Origin of the sequence: Hymenobacter ginkgonis (genome assembly GCF_009755225.1) — a bacterium.
GTDB lineage: Bacteria > Bacteroidota > Bacteroidia > Cytophagales > Hymenobacteraceae > Hymenobacter > Hymenobacter ginkgonis.
In genome coordinates this window covers 299,241-319,206 of record NZ_WQKZ01000004.1, presented here as the reverse complement: position 1 = coordinate 319,206, position 19,966 = coordinate 299,241, and the positions used below count along the sequence as shown (strand labels likewise).

At 57.7% G+C, this 19,966-nt stretch carries 18 protein-coding genes and 1 tRNA gene; 4 read left to right on the top strand and 15 right to left on the bottom strand.

Going from position 1 to position 19,966, the window contains the following annotated elements; genetic code table 11:
• Positions 1-41 precede the first annotated feature (41 nt).
• Positions 42-425 (top strand): hypothetical protein, encoded by a 384-nt coding sequence (locus GO988_RS17375; RefSeq protein WP_157567865.1) that lies wholly within the window; start codon positions 42-44, stop codon positions 423-425.
• Here the strand turns inward: GO988_RS17375 and GO988_RS17370 are convergent.
• From GO988_RS17370 to GO988_RS17360, 3 genes are all read right to left on the bottom strand, one after another.
• Positions 422-676 carry a hypothetical protein gene (locus GO988_RS17370; RefSeq protein WP_157567863.1) on the bottom strand — a complete coding sequence of 85 codons (255 nt, stop codon included), beginning with the start codon at positions 674-676 and terminating at the stop codon, positions 422-424. The genes GO988_RS17375 and GO988_RS17370 overlap by 4 nt on opposite strands.
• Before the next feature lie 41 nt (positions 677-717).
• Positions 718-1,158 (bottom strand): hypothetical protein, encoded by a 441-nt coding sequence (locus tag GO988_RS17365; protein WP_157567861.1) that lies wholly within the window; start codon positions 1,156-1,158, stop codon positions 718-720.
• Positions 1,159-1,207: 49 nt separating this feature from the next.
• Positions 1,208-1,281 (bottom strand) — tRNA-Ala (locus tag GO988_RS17360).
• Between the two features lie 77 nt (positions 1,282-1,358).
• Between GO988_RS17360 and GO988_RS17355 the strand changes: the two genes are divergently transcribed.
• A complete protein-coding gene (locus GO988_RS17355; RefSeq protein WP_157567859.1) occupies positions 1,359-1,844 on the top strand; it encodes a hypothetical protein in 486 nt (161 codons plus the stop codon).
• A 57-nt stretch (positions 1,845-1,901) separates the two neighbouring features.
• On the opposite strand, the gene GO988_RS17350 is transcribed toward GO988_RS17355, so the two are convergent.
• On the bottom strand, positions 1,902-6,695 hold the full coding sequence (locus GO988_RS17350; RefSeq protein WP_198172865.1) for a lamin tail domain-containing protein: 4,794 nt from the start codon (positions 6,693-6,695) through the stop codon (positions 1,902-1,904).
• 307 nt (positions 6,696-7,002) lie between these two features.
• Between GO988_RS17350 and GO988_RS17345 the strand changes: the two genes are divergently transcribed.
• Positions 7,003-7,863, top strand: coding sequence for a DNA/RNA non-specific endonuclease (locus GO988_RS17345; protein ID WP_317164907.1), 861 nt, complete (start codon positions 7,003-7,005; stop codon positions 7,861-7,863).
• 20 nt (positions 7,864-7,883) lie between these two features.
• Here GO988_RS17345 and GO988_RS17340 read toward each other — a convergent pair whose 3' ends face one another.
• The 6 genes from GO988_RS17340 to GO988_RS17315 all read right to left on the bottom strand — a co-directional run bounded on the left by GO988_RS17340 (position 7,884) and on the right by GO988_RS17315 (position 12,565).
• A complete protein-coding gene (locus GO988_RS17340; RefSeq protein WP_157567853.1) occupies positions 7,884-8,549 on the bottom strand; it encodes a response regulator transcription factor in 666 nt (221 codons plus the stop codon).
• A gap of 232 nt (positions 8,550-8,781) precedes the next feature.
• Entirely contained in the window at positions 8,782-9,429 is a 648-nt protein-coding gene (locus GO988_RS17335; RefSeq protein WP_157567851.1) for a hypothetical protein, read from the bottom strand.
• Positions 9,430-9,480: 51 nt separating this feature from the next.
• Entirely contained in the window at positions 9,481-10,389 is a 909-nt protein-coding gene (locus GO988_RS17330; protein ID WP_157567849.1) for a hypothetical protein, read from the bottom strand.
• 387 nt (positions 10,390-10,776) lie between these two features.
• Positions 10,777-11,421 (bottom strand): hypothetical protein, encoded by a 645-nt coding sequence (locus GO988_RS17325; RefSeq protein ID WP_157567847.1) that lies wholly within the window; start codon positions 11,419-11,421, stop codon positions 10,777-10,779.
• A gap of 82 nt (positions 11,422-11,503) precedes the next feature.
• Positions 11,504-11,806, bottom strand: coding sequence for a hypothetical protein (locus GO988_RS17320; RefSeq protein ID WP_157567846.1), 303 nt, complete (start codon positions 11,804-11,806; stop codon positions 11,504-11,506).
• 66 nt (positions 11,807-11,872) lie between these two features.
• Positions 11,873-12,565, bottom strand: coding sequence for a hypothetical protein (locus tag GO988_RS17315; RefSeq protein ID WP_157567845.1), 693 nt, complete (start codon positions 12,563-12,565; stop codon positions 11,873-11,875).
• A gap of 398 nt (positions 12,566-12,963) precedes the next feature.
• Between GO988_RS17315 and GO988_RS17310 the strand changes: the two genes are divergently transcribed.
• Positions 12,964-13,275, top strand: a complete 312-nt coding sequence (locus GO988_RS17310) for a hypothetical protein (protein ID WP_157567844.1) — start codon at positions 12,964-12,966, stop codon at positions 13,273-13,275.
• 93 nt (positions 13,276-13,368) lie between these two features.
• Here GO988_RS17310 and GO988_RS17305 read toward each other — a convergent pair whose 3' ends face one another.
• From GO988_RS17305 to GO988_RS17285, 5 genes are read right to left on the bottom strand one after another with little or no spacing between them, the layout of a single operon-like run.
• A complete protein-coding gene (locus GO988_RS17305) occupies positions 13,369-16,938 on the bottom strand; it encodes a coiled-coil domain-containing protein (RefSeq protein ID WP_157567843.1) in 3,570 nt (1,189 codons plus the stop codon).
• 3 nt (positions 16,939-16,941) lie between these two features.
• Positions 16,942-17,565 (bottom strand): hypothetical protein, encoded by a 624-nt coding sequence (locus tag GO988_RS17300; protein WP_157567842.1) that lies wholly within the window; start codon positions 17,563-17,565, stop codon positions 16,942-16,944.
• Positions 17,550-17,843, bottom strand: coding sequence for a hypothetical protein (locus GO988_RS17295; RefSeq protein ID WP_157567841.1), 294 nt, complete (start codon positions 17,841-17,843; stop codon positions 17,550-17,552). Before GO988_RS17295 ends, GO988_RS17300 begins: the two co-directional genes overlap by 16 nt.
• Before the next feature lie 45 nt (positions 17,844-17,888).
• Positions 17,889-19,403, bottom strand: coding sequence for a phage terminase large subunit (gene terL, locus GO988_RS17290; RefSeq protein ID WP_198172863.1), 1,515 nt, complete (start codon positions 19,401-19,403; stop codon positions 17,889-17,891).
• Positions 19,396-19,944, bottom strand: a complete 549-nt coding sequence (locus GO988_RS17285; RefSeq protein ID WP_157567839.1) for a hypothetical protein — start codon at positions 19,942-19,944, stop codon at positions 19,396-19,398. Before GO988_RS17285 ends, terL begins: the two co-directional genes overlap by 8 nt.
• Positions 19,945-19,966 lie beyond the last annotated feature (22 nt).

Here is a 19,966-nt window from a genome sequence, read left to right as displayed (position 1 = left end):
ATTAGCCATGTGTAGAAGAGGCGAGTTCTATCTTGGCTCGTATGAAATATCTGCTGCTGATCCTCTGCCTACTCTGCGCTGTTGGCGCAAACGCCCAAGCTTCGCCCTCAGCACGAGTTACCCCTCCTTATCACTACTGTGCGCTGGTGGTGGATGACCGACGCTTTTCCTCGCCTGACCGCCTGCAGCTCGACTACGGACAATCGGCACCGGGCGCGATAGCTGACCTAGAAATGACCGAAATGGCCCAAAATATCAGAGCCTCGCACTCCGTCATCGATGTGCTCAATTACCTGGCCCGTCACGGCTGGGAGCTATTTAACGTTACAACGGTTCAAACACAAGGGCGCAGGTCTAGCTTGGATAATACGACCAGCTATGTAGATTCGGAGACTCGTTATCTACTGCGTCGCCGCACGCCCTAGACTTCCGGCAGCCGCACTCCGTGCGCATAATCCTCCAGCGGCACGCTACTGCGGAAGCTGAGCAGCACGACGGCCTGGCCCCGCTCCTCATCAATGCTCACCTCGACAAATAACCCGCGTCCTTCATCGGCTAGGTGATAGAGGTTCACACCGCCCGCACCTTCCCAGCGGTTGGCTAGGAAGGTGCCTTTTTCGAAAACCCAGTGCAACTGCACATCGGGCGAGAGCAGGCGGAAGGTGTCAAGTGTCATAGGTGCAAAGAAAAAGCCCCGGCCTAGCGGTCGGGGCTTTTTTAGGTGACTACCGTAAAGCCCGGCGACCTGTCCCATAACAGTCGAAGTTTCTCGCGCTCTTCTGGATTGGCTAGCAACTGCGTGACAGCGGTGCATCGCTCAGCACTCATGGCTTGCCGGCCCCGCAGTTCGCGAATAAGCTTGAGGGGCTCCAGTTCCAACCGCTCGGCAATAGAGTAACCGGAGATGCCACTGTCGGCGAAAGTTTTCATTAGCGCCTGCTGCTCGGACGAGATAATCAACTGAAATTTCTTCTGGCCTCTGTTCTTGTTAGGTTTTCGCGGGATGGCAATGCCCTGAGTGCGTAGCGCTCGCCATACCTGATGGATGGCCACCTGCAATTCGGTAGCGATTTGCTCCGTATTGAGGCCTTGTTGGGCTAGCGTAATGATGCGGGCATAATCGGCGTTACTGCGGCGGGGGTTAAGCTGAGAAGGCATGAGGCCACAAAGAAAAGCCCCAACTGGGCGGGTTGAGGCTTTTCTTAAGTGGAGAATATCGGAGTCGAACCGATGACCTGTTGCTTGCGGAGCAACCGCTCTAGCCAGCTGAGCTAATCCCCCGATTCTTCGCAAACATACAGGTTAGAAGCTCAATCTTATACGGCTTGTTCTGCCCGCCTCTGGTTTATCTTAGGCTAGTGAAATTCCTCGTGCCGCTGCTGCTGCTTGCTACCCCCGCCTTTGCCCAGCGTCCGACGGCGGAAGCTGCTCCTCCTGCGGTCAGCTTTTGGCCCCTTGATGCGGCGACGGGCACCGTGGTCTTCACCGCCCCCACGGCTCGCCCCCGCGTGCCCGCTCTCGGTCAGGCCGAGCACCTACGAGCTTGGCTGAGCAGCACCTGTGCGGACTGGACGGAACTACCAAGTCAGGCGGACTCGACGCAGTTTTACCGCGGTCAGCTTCGAGGTGTGCACGCCGGGGTGCTGCTGAACTTCGCCGTGCGGGTGAGCCGTCGGCCGCTAGTGGGCTGGCAGTATATGCTGCTGGGCTTTCGGGTAGGGGCGCCCACCGGCGCCGGCCTGGTGCAGTGGGTGCCGCTGCATCGCGTGCTCGATGACCGCGATTATCAATCCGACCTGACCAGCTTTCAGCAGCAGTTGCAGCGAGCATTGCCTGGTTTATAAGCAAAAAGCCCCACCGAAGAGGGTGAGGCTTTTTATCAGTGAAGGGTGGCGTTCCGGCTAGGGCTCCAAAATTAAGCGGGTCGTCCAGGTTTGGCCATTTGCACTCAAACTCACGCTGTAGACGCCCGGCGTCAGGGTCGCGGGCAGGTTCAGCGGTACATCGGCTTGGTAGCCCATGGGAATCAGCTGCTGGGTGCTCACCGTGCGGCCCAGGATATCGGTGACGCGTACATTAATAGGTTGATTGGTCAAGCCGCGTAGGGCAATCCGCGTGGAGGCCGTGCCTGCGCTCGGGTTGGGGTACACGTGCACCTCGGCCGCCTCCCGGGCCGTAGGCGTGAGCGTGACCACGGGGCTGTAGGTGGCCGTCTGGTCCGTATCCACCTGCCGAAGGCGGTAGTAGGTCAGGCCCGCGAGAGCTCGGGGGTCGCGCAACTCATAATTGTGAGCCAACTGGCTGGTGCCGGCGGCCGCCACCCGGCCGATTTCTACGAACGCCCGCCCGTCGAGGCTGCGCTCCACGGCAAAGTAGGCGCTGTGCTGCTCGGAGGCCGTCGACCAGCGCAGCACGGCTTCGGACTCGTTCTGCAGCACCGCCTGAAAGCGCACCAACTGCACGGGCAGGGGCGCCGAGAGCGCATCATTGCGGGTGTAGCGAATAGGTGCCGTCCAGATCTTATCGCCGTCCGCCTGCGTGATGACGGCGTAATAGTAGTAAGTGGCCTGGTCGGGAATATCATCGGGGAAGGCGAGCGTGCTACTGCCCGAGCGGCTCGTGAGCTGGATGGCGGCCGTGCCGCTGCCCGGGATGCCGGCGAAGAGGGCAATCGAGCTCACGGCATCGTTGGGGTCGGGGTCGACCACGTTAAGCGTCAGCGTGGGGGAGCCAGCCTGGGTCAGCACGCTGCCCATGGGCTGGCCCGCCACCTGGAAGGTCACCTCCGCGTTGAAGTCGTCCGAGGCGTAAAAGCGCCGCTGCTGCAAGGCGTCGTAGAGCGCCGGCCGGGTTAGGGACGTGGCCAGCACCACCAGGCGGCCGGGGGTGGAGCGCCCGAAAACCGAGTAGTGGGTGTCGTGGTCGATGGTCGGGGCCACGTGGTAGCCCTGCTTGAGCGCATCCCGAAAGCGCGCCTCGTAGGTGCTGCTGCTGGGGTTAGAGTAGGTCGTGTTCGTGGAGAAGGCCGGACCCGAGCGCATGGCCGAGCCCACCAGCACCTGCGCCGTGGTGGCGTTGAGCGGCGCCGAGAGTAGGTTGTTGTAGTCCGTGGCCTGCGGGTGGGCCAGGTAGGCAATGGCCCCAGGCTGCTGGGCCACTAGGGCGAACATATTCGTGTAGTTGCCCTTTTCGGAGAACACGTCGTAGAAGGTCGGCTCCCAGCCGATGAGCTGATTGTAGTTGTAAATGATGACGTGACCGCCCCCCGAAATGGTGCCGTACTCCATGCCGTAGAGGGCAACGAAGGTGCCGTCCACCGTGGCCTGGTCCGCCTGGGCCAGGCCCTTGGCGTAATTCGCTAGCTTCATGCCCGCTTGGCTGTGATTGTGCTCACTGATGCCCATGAAGTCAAACTGCTGGGCGATGCGGGCCAGGGCGTAGTCGTCGGCCGGCGTGTAGGCCCCCGAGGTGCTGGCGTCCTTGTTGCCGTCGCTGTAGGAAGAGTGTCCGTGCAGATTGCCGCGGTAGAAGCGGTAGTTGCCCGCTACGGGTGGAGGCAGCGTGGTGGCTTCCGCCGTGGCCGCACTGCCCAGGTAGGCAATCGCGCAATCCGTGCCATTGAACTCGTACACGGCCACGTAGTAACTGGTGTTGGCCACCAAGCCCGTCACCGTTACGGCGTTGCCCGCACCGTTGTAGACTACATATGCGCCGGTGCCCAGCGCCGCGCCCGCGCCCAGCCGGGCCGAAGCCCGGTAGGTGGTGCCTTCCTGCGGCAGCGTAGCGGGGGTCTGCCCGGCCTGGACCACGACCAGGCGCTGGCTGCCGTTGCCGTTCTGCCAACTCACGTCCAGGCTCGTGCTGCTGGTGGCTGTCACCTGCGCGGCGCTCGCGGGGAGGGTAGGAGCCGTAGCCGGCACGCAGGGCAGGGTTGTGAACGTGCCCGTGGCGGGACTCGCCTGCAGGTAGTTGAGTGAGCAGCCCGCGCCCGTCGCCTCGTAGATGCTGTAGGAATAAGTAGTGTTAGCCGCCAGCCCCGTGACGGTGACCGTCGACTGGGTGCCGCTGTACACGGCATACGTGCCGGTGCTCACCGAGCCGCCCTGCCCGTAGGCGGGTGCGCTGGCGTAGGTAGTGCCGTCCACCGGCGCGGCCGCGGCCGCGGAACTGGGGCGCACCAGCACGAGGCGGGAGTTGCCGGTCCCGGCGCTCCAGCTCAGCTGCGCGCTGCTGCGGGTGAGCTGGCTGGCCTGGGCGGCGGTGGGACCGGCCGTGGGGTCAGCCTCCGCCACGCAGGGCGCCGTCAGATAGATGTTGTCAAAGAGGGCGTAGTCGGTGGCCGCGGTGGCGTGGTTCCACAGGCAGCCGATGTAGGGCAGGCTGGTACCAGTATAGGTAGCATCGTCGGCCGAGCCGAGCGTGGTGAAGGCCGTGCTGGGCGCGCCCGGGTCCTGGAAGGCGGTGGGGGAGGAAGCTGCTTCGAGGGTCCAGGTGTCCTCATCGGGCAGGTAGGTCACGCGCAGCGTCAGAAAGTTGTTGTTGAAGCCCGTGCCGCCCGAAACGATGTCGGTCAGAACCGAATTGGAGTTGAGGCCATTGGAATAGCGCACCAGTCGGATGGGGTCCGTGGCGCCGGTGCCGCCCAGCACCACGGCGTAGCCCGTGCCAGTAGCCGGGTTGCTGGTACTGCCAGCCAGCACGAAGGCCACGCCGTAGCTGGTGGGGTCGAAGCCCGAGGGGTTGGCGCGCGACTGCTGCATGTTCCAGGCCCAGGTTAGGACCTGGTTGTTGCTGTTGAGCTCGGGGCTATAGCGGGCGCTGACGTTGCGCGCCACGTACTCGCGGCCGCTCACGTAGTCGGTACCGGTGGTTGTGGTCGTCGCCAGGCGCAGCTGATTGCTGGCCACGCTGGCGCCGGCCGGGCCGGTTTCTGTCTCTACCCACTCGGGACCCACCGTGGCGTTGTCAGCCCGGTTAAAGTCGTCGAGTAGCACCAGGGTGCGGGCCGACACAGTAAAGGAACTGGTGCTGGTCGCCGTGCCCCCGGCCGTGGTCACGCTCACCGGGCCGTCAGTCACACCGCTCGGAACGACGGCTCGCAACTGGGTGGCCGAGAGCAGGGTGATCTGCGCCGCGGGCGTCCCGTTGAAGCTCACCGTGGTGCCCGCCAGAAAGTTGGTGCCCGTGAGGGTGACGCTCGTGCCCGCGGGCCCGCTGCCCGGGGTGAAGCTGGTGATCGTAGGAGCCTGCGCCACGCTCACAGTGACGACTACTTCGTTGCTGACCAGTTGGCCGCAGGCGAAAGTGGACTTCACGACCACGTAGTAGGTGCCGGCCGTTGAAAAAGCGGGCGTGTAGGTGCTGCCGGTTTGCCCCGTTAGGTCTGTTGTGTAGGGGCCGCCGCTGCTCGTGCTGTAGGCCCACTGGCGGCCGGTCGGTGTGCCGACCTCGGTGGCCGTGAGTGCAGTGCCGCTGGTGGTGGTGTAGATGCTCTGGGCGGCGGTAGGAGCGATGCGCACCGAGCTCACGGTCAAGCCCGCCGTGGCGGGGCTGACGGTGGCGGGGGTACTGGCCACGACACGCAGGCGGTAAGCTGTGCTGCCCGCAGTGGTACTGGGAATCGTAGCCGTGATGGTTTGGGCCGTGGTTAGCGCATTAGCCACACTGCCAATGACGGTTGGCGTCGCGGGGAAAGTGCCCGTGGCGTCCGAGAGTTGCACCGTAAACTGGTTGGCCGCTCCGTAGGTGCCGCTGGCCGTAAAAGAGACGTCAAGGCTACTTCCTGCGCAGGTGGTCGATGCGCTGAGCGTAGGGGTGCTAATACTGCTGGTAGTGACCGTGAAGGTGCCCGCCGCATAGGGCGTAGTGCCGGCGAGTAATACCACGTCGGCCGCTCCTACGGGGGTGCCTGGGGCAACGGTAGCGGTGACAGAATTGGCCGTGGCCGTGACGTTAGTGGCCGCCACGCCGGCAAACGTGGCGCCGGTGATGGCGTCAAGCTTCCCACCCGTGATGGTCACGACCGTGCCCACCTGACCGAAGGTGGGAGAGAAGCCCCCCACAGCCGTTACGCAGTACACGTAGTCCGCCGTCTTGGTCCGGTTGTGGGGCGTGGGAGCGCCCGTGGCAAAGTCAGCGCCGTTATTATCCGAGTCCACGCACACATCCTTGCGGCTAACGCTGAGTGTGGCGCTGGGGGCGGCCGTCGGCGTCGCGCCTTCAAAGCAGCTGGCCGTGCTGCCGTAGCCCACCAGGTCCACGACCGTTGTAAGGGCTGGGCAGCCGCCCGTGGTCGGCGTGAGGGTCGCAGTGGAATTGACCAACGCCACTTTGCCGGCCCCGGCGGCCAAGACGATCGTGCCGGTCACCTCGGGGGTGGGCAGGGCAACGCCGTTGGCGCCACCGGCTTCCTGGATCAAGTAGTAGCCCCCCGCCGGAATGCTGCCCGTCAGGGGCGTGGCGGACCAGGCGCTGCTGAGCCCAGCTGGCGCGTACTGCACGGAGTAGCCGGCTAATGAAACGGCCGCATTGGACACGTTGTGCAGCTCAATGAAGTCGCTGTTCAGGGGCGCCCCGGAATTGCCGCCGCCGCCGTAGACCTGGCTGATAATGACCGGCGAGGTGCCGGCCGCGTGGGCGAGTAGCGAGGGCCAAGCTATTAGTAATAACAGGGCGGTTAACCAGGTCTGAGGCAACCAGGCACGCGAGGGGGAAGCAGCAGCAGGGACTGACGCAGGCAAGGTGCCGGGTTGGTCAGACGAGCGCGCAGCAGGTAAGAATGTCATCAATAAGTAGGGATGTTGAATAAAAAACTTGAAAGAATACTATTATAAAAGTACGGCCCTAGTTGGGCACTTTCCTAGCTAGCAGGAGTGATTAGCGCCTAAGGACTGCTGACGAGGTATAGCGCCGCATTCGAGCCGCAAAACATAATTTTGTCTTAACCTTCGAGTGGCCTGCATGAGGCTCCTGTTGGTTGCCCTACTCCCTATTTGCCCTTTTGTGAAGTACTTCGTTGCCCGCTGCGGCTCCCTGGCATTACTCGCCCTGCTGGCCGTCTCCTGCGCCAAGACGGACCCTACCCCGACTGCTCCTACTGGCCCTACTCGGGATGATAACCTAGCCCTGGGTAACCCCAGCGGCGCGGTAGCCAGTACGAGTTCACCCACGAACTACTTGCTGGTAAAAGACCAGTATACGCTCTCCTATAACCGCGACCAGGGTAAGCCGAATTGGGTAAGCTGGCACCTAAGCCGCGCCTGGGAAGGCAGTGCGGCCCGCCAAGATGACTTTCGGGCCGATGCTAGTCTACCCAGCGGTTGGTATGAAGTCAAGTCCAGTGACTATTCGGGTTACGGCTTTGACCGCGGGCACCACTGCCCCAGTGCTGACCGCAACGGCTCGGTGGCCGATAACTCAGCCACGTTTTTGATGAGCAATATGATGCCCCAGGCCCCGAACAACAACCAGCAGACCTGGGCCAACCTGGAAGAGTACACGCGCTCGCTCGTTGATGCGGGTCAGGAAGTGTATGTCATCTGCGGCTCCTATGGCAAAGGGGGCACGGGAAGCATGGGCTACCAGACTACGATTGCCGGGGGTAAGGTGACGGTGCCGGCTCGCTGCTGGAAGGTGGTGGTCGTATTGCCAACCGGCAGCAACGATGTGAACCGTATTACAGCTAATACTCGCGTGATTGCGGTCAATACACCTAACGACAATGCCGTGAGTTCGAGTTGGGGTAACTACCGCACGAGCGTCGATGCGATTGAGGCCGCGTCGGGTTTGGACCTGCTCTCGGCTTTGCCCCTGAGTGTGCAGAATATGGTGGAGGCTAAGACCGATACAGGTCCTACTAACTAAGGAGGTATATCACCTTTTGCTCAAGTATTGAGTAGACCATTGCGGGACGCATACATTGCCAACCCGGCTGCGTTAGGAGTATTCGTTTTTTCTAATATTCTTTGCCGATGCCCCTCTACAGTACGGCGACTAAGAAACAATTGCTCAGCAATTTCACCCGCTGTATGGCCCTCACAGATGAGGCGTAGCACTTCATGTTCACGTGGTGTGAGTTGTACTACATCCAGCATTTTTGTTGTATGACGCGTAGGCTGCTGTAACTCGCGCATTAAAGCACGCGAAATAGGTGGAGTGACGTGGTGGCCTATCGTCAATACATCTTGAATAGCTTGGCACAAATGCTCCTGATCTGCATCTTTAGGCAGGTAGCTGCGCACCCCCAGCTTCAGCATTTGAGTAATGTATTTGTCGGCGGAGAACATCGACAAGACGATAATTTTTAAGTCTGGAAACTCCGCTAGCAACTGTTTAGCCACTTCTGGTCCATCAAGGCCCGGCATCTGTAAGTCTAACAGTAGCAGATCAGGTACTCGTATCCGGCAATAGCTAAGTAAGTCGGCGAATTCTCCAGTCTCTAGTACTTCTTCTACATAAGGCAGCGTTTGTAGAATATAGCGCATACCCTGTCGAAACAGCGGATGGTCATCTAGTAGGGCTATCTGAACCTGAAAATCAATGGTGGCCATACATATAAAGGAAAAGACAACCGGTTTGTAACTTAGGCAATGAGAAAGCCTCAAAATTTAAAATCTTGCTAGATGCTGATTGTTAAGCAACTACTGCTTATAAATAGGTTCCAGGTCTACTATAAAACAAGGTTAGTGAAAGATTCCTTTTTAGAAAATTATTACAACTGTTATCCGTCTGCCGGCCGCTGTCAACATGAATGCTATGCGGTTAAAAAGGGCAGACCACTTACTACTTCTCTGGACGCATCCATAAGGCGATACTGTAGCAGCAGTAAAGCAGCATAAAAAGTAACGAGTGTAAGCCCCAGATATTCATGTTCAACTGATCGGAGTAGCGCAGTAGATAGTTACTGAATAGGGCAATCTGAAGATATCCCATGAAATAAATCATTAACCCTGTCGACACCCAAAACATAGGTTCGCGCTCTAAGCGCGTGATAGTCAGTTCTTGGAGCAGCTTTCGAAAATACAGTCCAACTAGTCCTAATATCAAGACACTCTGCACTATTTGCTGCCCAGGTCGGAATAACATTACGTTATTTGATAAACTGTCTATTATGGCGTAGGCAGCGAAGCTACCGATTAGCCAGGGCAACAGGCGAGTAAAAGGTACTGACTGCAACGCATGACAATACACTATTGCCAATAACCCAAACTCGCCGACCGTATAAATAGGCATCAAAAATAAGTTGTTGCGGTGCTGTAACAGCATCGCTAGCCCCAGCACCTCCATGGGTAAAATAAACCCAATGAGTCCTGCCGCCAGGTAACGTAAACTCGGCTGCAATCGCCTGAATTGTACGCCTCCAATGAGTGTTGCGACAAAGACGGGTACCAGAGTTAGTCGCAATAATATCTCCTGCGGAGAAAGAGGCATAGAAAGCAGGTAAAAACTTAAGTAGCTGTGAGTAAGAGATTTAAAAATTACCTAATGGCCCGGAGGACACGGAGTAGACATGTCAAAAAAGGATTCGCTAACTTCATCATCTGCCTCTTCTGCGGTGAGGCTCTCCAACTCACGAGAAGTTGAGCTACGTGTACTTGTAGTCGTGACTGTCGTCGCCTGCGTAGCTACGATAGGAAGCTCATGGAGGCGCAAGACAAGTCCGAACGTTTGGGTTGGCTCTGTACTATCTTGGACAGCAGAGTAGTACTCGTGCAGACCAAAGTTGACGCGCAAATTATAATAACGTTTCTTATCGTGTACTAATGGCAGGGCGTTAAAAAGTGGCTCTCTAAAGTCCGCAAGGCTAAAGCGATATCCTTCTAATGGTCCATAATTAGTAGTAAACAGGGCCGGTGTTATCGCATCAGCATGGCGCCAGTTATATAGCCACTTACTAACCATATGGTGAGGCACCTGCTCTGCTGCGTCAGGAGAATCAGCGACGGATGCCATTTCGCCTGTTGATAACAGCTGGTTTTCTAACAAAAGGGTAGCTTCCCCTTGGACTTTTGGAACCTCGGTCGCTAGTGGCTTATGCGTTTCAACATCCTCATTCGATACATAGTATGCTGACACGCGCGTTCCTTGCGCGTTGGTGGCAAATAGAGCAACTGTAAAGCGGGCACGCTTAGAAGAGGCGTTCTCTTCTTCGGAGTTCATGAGTAGGAATCGTGCCTCGATGTAGCTGGCCCCTACCGTTGAAACCAAGAATATAATATGCTCCAGAGGGAAAGTGACGAGTAACGTGCGCGATTTTTTATCATTAGTGGGCTGGAAGCTGCGGCGTAATATTTTGTGGTGAGGCGAGGTAAGCGCGCTTAGCCATTGGGCAGCGTACCGGTCAAAGTGCTTTTGATGGATGATGCCAGCAGGGAGGATAGTGTTTTGCATATGTGTAAGAGTGAAGCACGGGAGTTGAAACCTGATTGGTCGCTGGTCCTCCTAGCAAGATGCGTAGCTAGTGGTATCCAAAACCAAGTTGTAATAGGGTCGAAGAGTTACAAAAGCTAAATGAGCTCTACTACTCCCACAAAGTACCGGTGCTGACCCGGATAATTAGATGCGTAAGAATACGCAGATTAAGAAGCAAGTATTTTTACTTGGTCTTGGGTGAAAAACCTTTGGTTATAAAGTCAGGATTGCTGTTTTTGTCTGCATGCTAATCAACTAGTCATTGAATCCGACAAGGTCGCAGAGTATAATTTCCGTTTTGCTGCCTAGATAATAATTAGTGCCTAATTGACTAGTAGTCAACCTAGTGAAAAAATGCCAGGTAGTTCAGTAAGTGAGCTGAAAAGCACCCGTAGCGTCGTTGTAGGTTACAGTCAAGCTGGTAGTACTGCTGTTGAATGGTACTAGTAATGGGCTGCCTACTACGATCAACTCCATGCCGCTGGCCAGCGAGCCTCCCGGCGACTGCGCCCAGATATACACGGCGGGATTCGGAGTCATAATATCGGTTTGGTTTTGAAGTACTGTGTCAGCCGTGACGGGGGCGGCCGCTACTGGGCTGTTGCTCACACTGGCTGCTTGCAAAAGACCCACTGTGAGGGGAGCTCCAAGCGAACCGTTCTGGTACTGATTAAGCAAGGAGTAGGAGTCGGTTGGCGCTGGCGTGGCGCTAGGGCCGCTAAATGTTCCGGCGGACCCATAGGTGTAGGATCCACCCAGTGAGGCGCTAGACAGCGAATTAGCGGGTATAATGGCCTCCTCCATTATGGGTAAGGCAGTAGCCACGTAAATGCCGTAGGTTTCTTGCCAGCTCACAACAAGGGTAGCCTGCGGGGCCATGGCCAACCACGTGACTTGCGACTGGCTAAGGCCCTGAGCCGTCGGGACGGCTTTAGCTAGCAAAATCTTATCGCCGCCCAAGTGAAAATTTTGGAGTTGTATTGAGGTTAGATTAATGGTGAGGGTGAACATAGTATGAGAGGCATAGGATGTGTAACACGCAGGTAGCCCGGCTGGCCTGAGCCAGCCGGGCTACGGCTGCGAAAAAAGGAAGCTAGCTGCCAGGGAGGGCTTCTTTTTCAGAGTCGGCTACTGACCGCTCGAACTGTGATACTGGGCTGGCTGCTACTGTGCAGGGGATAAGAATGGGCCCGAAGGGAAGCTGGGTAGCTACATAGACACCTGTGATGGAATAAGTGGTGCCTCGCGTTGGCACTATGCCAGCGGCAAACGTGCCGCACTGGATGCGGGTAATAGTGCCCACACTGTTAACCCAGGCATCGCCCGTACCAGCGCGATTCAGAAAGCTGGGGCCATGTTGGTCGACGACGTTAACTTCTTTAATAGCAACAGGCATAAGAACATAGTAGGGAAAAGTAAGAAAATATGCTTTGGGCTGGTTTTACCTCTGCTCAAGGCAGGTTTAGGCCTTTTGAGCATGCGAAGTCCTCTCGCTCAGGTGGTGTATGGCAGCTGGGCTATGGCTACTAACCACGTTGAAGGTGGCAGTGCTACTATCGTAGGTAACCGTGAGGTCGGTCGTGTCGCCGCCAAATTGCAGTTCCGTGCGATTACCAGAGATGACTGTCACCACCGAATTACCCACTATCTGGGCCTGAGTCCAGATGTAGACGTGCGTATAGGGCGTCATTTCAGCTGTTTGTCCCTGCATAACCGGAGCAGCCGACACTGCATTTCCTGTCACCTGCTGGGCACCAATGGTAGCATTCTGAAAGAGGCCCACAGTCATAGGCGTGCCAGGCGCGACATTTTCGTACAGATTGTGCAAGCCAAAGGCGCCGGGTTGCCCAGGCAATTTAGTGGGCCCGTTGATTATGCCAGCTGCATCTAACTCATAGACCGTAGCGATGGTAGCGGGCATTGGACTAGCGGAAAGCTGGTCCAGGGTAGCTCCGTTTGTTATTGCGCTAGTCGAAGCATAGACGCCATAATTCTCCTCCCAGCTTACAACGTTTTTGGGTAGCCCGTTGAAGGCCAGCCAGGCTACATCTGGAGTTTGACCAGCGGTGCTGGGCTTAGCCAACACGATTTTGTCGCCGTTTGCATGAAGCATTTCTACTTGTTCTTTGGTCAGATCAATGGTGAGAGTATACATGGGAAAGGGAGAATGGAATGAAGTACCTACTCTAATAGAGGCTTTTCGGTAACCGCCTGGTAGTCTGACTGCGCAGTCAATCAACTAAATAGTTGATGAGACAAAATTCGGGTTCTCGCGTTCGGCCCGCTAGCGCTAATCCACTTGTTTTCTGAAAGGCGTATTTCCAACTAATAAGCAGGTGTTTCTACATCTAGATCTACTTGAGTAGATCTACCTGCCAGTAGAGCAACTAGCCTATGCTGGAAGGACAACTATCTATGCACTCCACCTCCTAGTCGATGGTATTGGGGCGTACGCCCGGAGGTTTTCATCGCTGCCCATTTGCGGCCGGGGGTTTGCATAAGATGAGGCAAGCAGCAGTAGTTACTGCGCTCCACTTTGCTTCACTATATCCCATGAAAACTTTCCTGTTTGCCACACTCGCCGCCGCCTTCCTTACCACCACTAGCGTCTTCGCTGCGCCTATCGCCAGTCAAGACGGCCGCGGTTACCCGCCGGTCGAGCGCGGCCGCGACACTCGGAATGACTACGGCCGTGCCTATCGCCCCGACTTTCGGGAGCGGGACCGCCGCCCTGATGGCCGCCGCTACGACCGGCAGCCGAACTACAGTTACAATCAGGGCCTGAGCTACGGTTACGAGCAGCCGCAACCAGTGATTTTACAGCCCCGCCGGCCCGTCGGCATCTCCATCAACGTGCAGTTGTAGCAGCAGTTGGTAAATATTCGGTTTCATGACATGACTACAAACAGAAAACCCTAGCCTGATAAACTAGGGTTTTCTGTTGATTGAACATTTAGGCTAGCCATTAGCTAGCTTATCAGTATAGCCTGCCCGGCCTTCAGCAGCCTTAAAATCTACCCATTTTACATGCGGTGGACTCTGGCGTAGGGCTTGAGCCGTTGCCTGCGCTAGTCGGTTGTAATCGATCGCCGGACCAGCCGGGCCCCGCAGCTGGTCCAGCACTAGTGGTGTAGCCACGCCGCCCATGGCCATGCGTGGTACAGGGAAATTGGTGGTGAGAGCACGGCCGCCGGCCAGCTGATTGATGGCGCTAGCCATGGAGAGCAAGAGCGGATTCTGGCTCACGCTACGGGTGAGCACTGGCTCGCCACCTTCTATTTCAATGCCGACTTGCTGCCCACGGCGGAACAAGGGAATGCCGCCCTGCGCGTGGCGAGGACCGCTGGCAATATGCCCACCCCCAATGTCAACGACAGCACCTTGCTCCAGTTTCAACACAGCGGCCGCCGAAGCCGCAGCGCCAGCAATCGCTAAAACTTTTTCAGTAATCTCGTAGGCTGTGCCCAATGCCGGCCCAATAATCGGAATTGCTTTGATGCTAGCAGCCGCGAGTGAAATGGCGCTCAATTCCTTTTGCAGATTCAGCTCGATTTCTGCTAGCGCTAAAATCTTGCGGAAGGCCATCGCTGCCTGACCTGCGGCCGACTCCTCTCCGAACAGGGTGATGATGGTATCAGTAGCTTTCTGGGCCGATTGTACAGTGGCCTCCTTGATAGTCTGCTTGGCCTCCTCCGTCTTTTTCACATCATCCGTGTGGCGGCGGCGGGCGGCGAGGTCTTCGGCATCTATCTGCTTCTGATTCTCGCTGTTGTCTTGCAGGTACTTTTTATTGATAGCGGTCTGGGTGTCGGTACCAATCTTAGTGAGCTGGGCTAGCTTCTCTTGGTACTCACGCTCCTGTATCAGCCCATCTGCGTAGGCCGCCTCCACTAGCTGCTTGCGCCGAGCAATATCGTCCTGCAGGGCCTTGGCCACCTGCTGGTATTCGAGGTCGCGCTGCTGCTGGGCGGCCGTGGTATTGATTTTGGCGATGGCCGCCGTGTTGTCAGCGTTGGCCTGTAGCTCAGCGATGGCCTGCTGGCGCTGCTCCTGAATCTGCTTGGCCTGCAACTTCAGCGCCTCTTCACTGCCTGCCTGCTGGCCAGCCAACTCGGCGGCGGTGAGATCGGACTGCGCCACAAGGGCGGCCTGTAGTTTACGGCGATTGAAGTCGAGGGTGAGAGCTAGACTCTCCGACTCGTACTTGGCATCGATGACTTTCTTAGCCGAAGCAGTGAGCCCCTTCACATTCAGCTCAGCTTGGTAGCCGTTGCGTAGCTTCTGCTGCAACAGGCTGAGCTCTTGGTCGCTGTTGGTCTGCACTTGTTTCAGTTGGCGGTCGAGCAACTGCGCTTCGAGAGCCAGGGCGTCTTTGCGCAGGGCTAGGCGTTTGTCGAGCGCCTTAGCGGTTAGGTCTTTTTCCTTATCCAAACCATCCTTAGTGAGTTGGAAGCGGTTGGTGATGAGTTCGTTTTGCTTGCCAGCCGCATCCTCCTGAATATCCTTCAACTCGTTTTCGGCATCCTTCAACTCTTTGTACAAGTCCTCATTGCGATCGCGGCCACCAGCTTGCTCCAGCTCGGCTTTCTTCACGGCAATGCGCTCGCGGGCGATTTCGACCAACTTACCCTCCCGCTGTAACTCCACCTTGTAAGCATCCTCATTGGCCTTCTGACGCACGGCGAGCGTGTTGAATTCATTGTCCCGAATATTTTTCAGGCGCTCGACCTCATTGAGCAGCTTCTTGTTGGTGTCAATATTATCGTTCGTATCGCGTTCTAACTTCCGCTGCATGGCGCTGAGGCGTGCCCCCGCTTCGGCGGCGGCATCTATTTCCTTACCGAAACTCTTTATCTTCTCCGTGCCATTGGTGATGCCGGTAGTTGCTTGAATAAAGCTGTCGCCAATCTGGCTGATATTGCCCGATTTGATGCCATCGATTAGCACACCCACGCTTTTGATACGGTTAAGCACATTGTTGCCGATAAAGTCCAGCAAGTCTGAAAAGGCTTGCTTGGGGTCCTCGGCTGCCTTTACCAGCTTGCCACCGAACTCTATAGCCAAATTGGTCACCACCCGCACCACTGCGCCGAAGGTGGCCAGCTTTTGATTGAGGATGGCCGTGCCCGCCTGAGTGCGCGTTAGGAAACCGATGACCGAGCCAAGCACTACGATTAGGGCACCGAGGCCAGTAGCCAGCAGCGCTAAGCGTAGGGCGCCGAGCACCGTCACGTTGCCGCCGATAGCAACCTTAGCCAGCGCCTGGGCCTGGGTGAACTTCTCCTGGTACTCGGTGGCTTTCGACACGGCCCCACCCAACACTTCTGAGTTTTTGGCAGCATCAAGCAGCCCACTACCCAGACTCTTCGCCGGCTTGTTGGCTTTGTCAAGGGCCTGCGTGGCACTACTGATGCGTACCTGAAGTTTCGTGTAGGCCTCGCTTCCCTGGGCTACCTCGGCCTGCTCAGCTTCAAGCTTTACCAGGGCCGCGACCAGTGGCTGCACCTGAGCGGTGTACTGGTCAAGCCGCTGCTTGGCCTTGTCGTAGCTCATGCCCGCCTCCCCACCCGCTGCGATGGCGGCCGCCTGGTAGGCTTTAATTTCACGCTCCGCCTGCTCGAAGGCGGCGCTGTCGGTAGCGACACCCTTTTGCTGCTCCCGAATTTTAACCAAGGCCTGGGCCAGCGCCTCGAGCGAGCCGGTGGGCACTTTGATTTCGGGTAGCTCAGTCGGCGTGTCTTTAATCTGCTTGCTGAGGGCCCCAATCTGAAAACCGATTTTACGCACTTCCTCCGTTACCTCTTCGCCCGAGGTAGCTAGCTGCTGCTGCTGCTCAGTGAGCTTAATGAGATCTGCCGTGGCGGGGCGGATGACCTCACCATACTCACGTAGGAAGTCCGTGGTCTGCTCGTAGCTCTTGCCCTCAGCGGCGCCCCGCTGAATGGCAGCCTGCTGCTGAAAGCCAATCTTATTGCGCAAATCGTACGCTTCCTGGCTGCCGGCGGTGACGCGCTTTTCCTGCTCCTGCAAACTCACCAGCTGTTGCACCAGTTTCTCCAGGCTATCATTCTTAGGGTAGTTGCCGATACTACGGGCAAAGTTTTGCTGGACCTCGTCGGTGGCTCGCAAGCGTACGCGCAATTCTTCAATCGTTTTGCTCAGCGCCTGTGCTGACTCTGTGCTATTATCGGCTGAGCCGTCCAACTGCTGAAATTGGCGCTGGGCCAGCGAAAGGGCGGCTTGCAATTCCTTGTAGGAAGTACCCGTACCTGCTATCGCCCCGCGGTAGAGTTCCAAATCTTTGGTTAGGCTGCGCTGCTCGCCCCGCTGCAGTGTCAATTGATTCGTGAGCTTGACGCTCTGTAGGGCATAGTCATCCGCGCTGATTTTGTCCGTATCGCGCGCTTTAGTGAGCGCCGCCTGGGCTTTGCGAGTAGCCTCTATTTCGAGCACGAGCTTCGCTAGCTTCTGCTCCGTATTCGTCTCATCGAGCTGGACCCGAAGTAGGACGGTGTTGTTATCGCTCATAAATTAGGAGGGGCTACCGCCTACGCGGGTGAGAGTAGCCAGGAGTCGCCGACCAAGGGACTGCGGCTTGTCAACCTGCAGTGGGACTATGCGTCGTAAGCCTGGCTGGTACAGACCAGCGGGCAGGTTACCGCTCAAGGCCCGCTCGTAACTGGCCAGAAAAAACAGGCAGTCGGCGTACACCTCCGTCACGGGGCTAGCCAGTACGACCGCATGTGCTGCTGCTAACTCCTGATCAGTAGCACGACTGCTAGTAGGGTGGCGGAATAAGGCGTAGAGGTAAGCGCCGCGCGCCAGTTCCGGTGCGCTAGACTGAGTGGCTAACCACTCCTGTGCCTGGCAATAACGCCCGTAAGCGCAGTGTCCAACCTCGAACAGCCCGGGCGTAGGCTGCAGCTGCTGCAAGGGCTCAATGTCGAAAAAGAACAGTAGCTGGCGAGTAAGCGTGGCCTGCTCATCTTCACTGAGCTGAGTTACTTGCTCGACTGTGAGCCCTGAGAGTACCTGTTCGATGGGAGGGCTATCTGGCCTGGCTAGTTGCACACAGGTCGCTACAGTGAGGTCCGCCCAGCGGGTAGGCATGGCATGCGTTTTGGTGCCGTCGGCAGCGATTAGGAATTCGGGCATGAGGCAGGGGCGTAATGGGTGGGAGTAATACCAGCAGCTAATTCTTCCTCCAGTAGCCGCTGGCTCCGGCGCACTTCAGCCAGCAGTACTTCTTTGACGCGCGCCAGCCCTTCCTCTTTCAGAAAAGTCAACGAGATAGGTTCTTCAGTGCCTTCCCCATCGGGGTCAGCGTCAATCGTGAGGGTGGGGACCTTGGCCGCGGTCAGGCTTTCGATGTAGGCCGCGTCTTTGTCAAACTGAATTAAAGCTTCGGCTGGCGTCAAAGAGGATACAAGCATAAAAATTGAGGTAAGGGTTGGTGTTTTTGAATGTAAGGAGTTGACTTATCGGCCACCTATCGTGACAAGTGAGGAGGGAGAACTGCGGCTCCTGGGCTTCAGATTGTAGCGGGCAATAGCCTGGCACAAGCAGTCGAGCATGTCGTCGTGGGCCGCATTGGGGAAGCTGGCGCACTGGCTGATAAAGGGCTCGTTCCAGCTGCCATCGAGGAGCACGACGCGGCCGGCCTCGATGAAGGGCGAGACGCTATTGACCCGCTCAAGCTTGCTTCCGGTGGGCGTGGGCGCTTCCACCACGTTTAATTGAGTAATGCTGCGCAGTTCTTGCACCACGCTTTTGCCCGAGGCCTTGGGCTCGACGTGGAGCTTACTGCTTCTAGTGTAGCCGTGGAGGGTTACGAGCTCAAACAGCCGCTTTTTAAGCTCGGGTAGCTCCAGCCACATCTCACCCGCGTAGCGTACATAGAGCGTCTGGCCGAGGTAGCAACTGGCGAGTAGGGCGCTGGGGTCATTTTTCTGGTTTTCGGTATAGGCGGTGTCGGCGTCAAAAAGCCAGGTTGCTCCCACTCGGCCGGCCAGCGCCAGAAACGCTTCGTAGCTGATGGTGCGAAACCACGCTTTCTTGAGTAGGCCGCCCTCATCAGGAGCCGTGAGCTGCTGTACCTGCCCCGCGTAGCCGTAGGAGCCCAGTGTCAACTGTAGCCCTTGCAGCGCCACTCGCGAGAGGCGCTGCGGGTCGAGTAGGCCGTCGACGTAGCGGGCCCGAAGCTCAAGCGGACGCACCTGCGCCCCAACTTCGCCCGTGGTGGCGTCTTTGGTCAACTCACCTGGCAAACAGATATGGCGCAGCGGTCGGCCCGAGGCCAGCCACTCGCCGGCAGGGTCCTTTTCATGCACGCGCTGCATCACCAAAATCGTGACGGTGCGGGCCTTATCCGTTTTGCGGGTGGCCAGGGTCTTGAGGTGGGCGGAAGCTGCTGCCTGGCCCGCCTCGCTCACGGCCGCCTGCGGGTTGAGCGGGTCGTCAAGGATGATAAAGTCAGCGTGGTTACCCATGGCCCCGCCGGTGCCGGTGCTGGTGGTGTAGCGCTGGCCCAGGGCCGTGTTGCGGTAGTCGGTTTTGCCGTCTTGGTCGTCCTGAAACTCAAGGTGGCCAGGAAAGAGGCGAGCGAACTTGGCGGATTTCAGACACAGGCGTGTTTTCACGGCGTGGCTGATGGCCAGTGGCGCCGCGAAGCTGCTACTCAGGATGCGGATGCTGGGCCGCTTAAGCCAGAGCCAAGCGGGAAAGAGCTGGGTAACGGTGGTGCTCTTGCTAGTGCCCGGCGGCACGTTGATGAGCACATCGGGCTGGGCCTGCTTGGCTTCCCAAATGGTGTAGACTTCCTGCAACTGGTCGCAGAGGTAGCGAATGTGCCAGTTAGGCACGAGTTCCACGGCCTCAATGGTTTCCCAAAACTCCAAGAAGAACTGGTAGAAGCTATCGCGGCAGAGGCTAGCCACCAACTCGTCTTCGCTGACCTCGGCCAGCAGCGTGCTGAAGTCGATTTCTTCAACCATCGGCCAGGCCCTCCTCGCCATTGGTTTCGGCCTGCGCCGCGGCTAGTCGCCGTTTCATGGCCAGCAGTGCCAGCTTGTCTTCGGGCGTGAGCTTGCTCAAGTCATAAGCTGGTTCCTGCTTGATGGTTTGCTCGACGCGCAGCTTATCGCTGAATTGCTCGGGTAGGCGGGCCTTGAGCAGCAGCGTCAGCAACGCATCGCTGTAGACCATTTCATAGTAGGGCTCACCCGTCTCCGGGTGCATGATGGGATCGCCGTCCTTGGTGAACTTGTAGGTACGGCCACCCTCCACTGCCCGGCGCCAGGCTTCGCGCAATAGCACGTCGCTAGCGATCTTTTCGGCCGTCTGCCAGTCGGCAGCAAAGTCGGAGTTGCGGGCCTTGGCTTTGTAAGCGGTGTCGCGCGCAATGCCCGCGGCTTTGGCAGCGTCCGTTACATTGCCGTTCAGCCCCAACGCACCCAGAAAAGCCGCCCGCCAAGTGGGCAAGGGCGGCCACTCAGGTGCGTGCGTTGGATTGTAGACAACTGTAGAAGGGGACATGCTCAAAGGTCTAGTGGTGAGC

Bases quoted from the DNA above. Each gene is read 5' to 3' on its own strand.
- GO988_RS17295 (WP_157567841.1), bottom strand. From the start codon at position 17,843: ATGCTTGTATCCTCTTTGACGCCAGCCGAAGCTTTAATTCAGTTTGAC.
- terL (WP_198172863.1), bottom strand. From the start codon at position 19,403: ATGGTTGAAGAAATCGACTTCAGCACGCTGCTGGCCGAGGTCAGCGAA.
- GO988_RS17310 (WP_157567844.1), top strand. From the start codon at position 12,964: ATGAAAACTTTCCTGTTTGCCACACTCGCCGCCGCCTTCCTTACCACC.
- GO988_RS17340 (WP_157567853.1), bottom strand. From the start codon at position 8,549: ATGGCCACCATTGATTTTCAGGTTCAGATAGCCCTACTAGATGACCAT.
- GO988_RS17375 (WP_157567865.1), top strand. From the start codon at position 42: ATGAAATATCTGCTGCTGATCCTCTGCCTACTCTGCGCTGTTGGCGCA.
- GO988_RS17315 (WP_157567845.1), bottom strand. From the start codon at position 12,565: ATGTATACTCTCACCATTGATCTGACCAAAGAACAAGTAGAAATGCTT.
- GO988_RS17325 (WP_157567847.1), bottom strand. From the start codon at position 11,421: ATGTTCACCCTCACCATTAATCTAACCTCAATACAACTCCAAAATTTT.
- GO988_RS17335 (WP_157567851.1), bottom strand. From the start codon at position 9,429: ATGCCTCTTTCTCCGCAGGAGATATTATTGCGACTAACTCTGGTACCC.
- GO988_RS17370 (WP_157567863.1), bottom strand. From the start codon at position 676: ATGACACTTGACACCTTCCGCCTGCTCTCGCCCGATGTGCAGTTGCAC.
- GO988_RS17320 (WP_157567846.1), bottom strand. From the start codon at position 11,806: ATGCCTGTTGCTATTAAAGAAGTTAACGTCGTCGACCAACATGGCCCC.
- GO988_RS17365 (WP_157567861.1), bottom strand. From the start codon at position 1,158: ATGCCTTCTCAGCTTAACCCCCGCCGCAGTAACGCCGATTATGCCCGC.
- GO988_RS17300 (WP_157567842.1), bottom strand. From the start codon at position 17,565: ATGCCCGAATTCCTAATCGCTGCCGACGGCACCAAAACGCATGCCATG.
- GO988_RS17285 (WP_157567839.1), bottom strand. From the start codon at position 19,944: ATGTCCCCTTCTACAGTTGTCTACAATCCAACGCACGCACCTGAGTGG.
- GO988_RS17330 (WP_157567849.1), bottom strand. From the start codon at position 10,389: ATGCAAAACACTATCCTCCCTGCTGGCATCATCCATCAAAAGCACTTT.
- GO988_RS17305 (WP_157567843.1), bottom strand. From the start codon at position 16,938: ATGAGCGATAACAACACCGTCCTACTTCGGGTCCAGCTCGATGAGACG.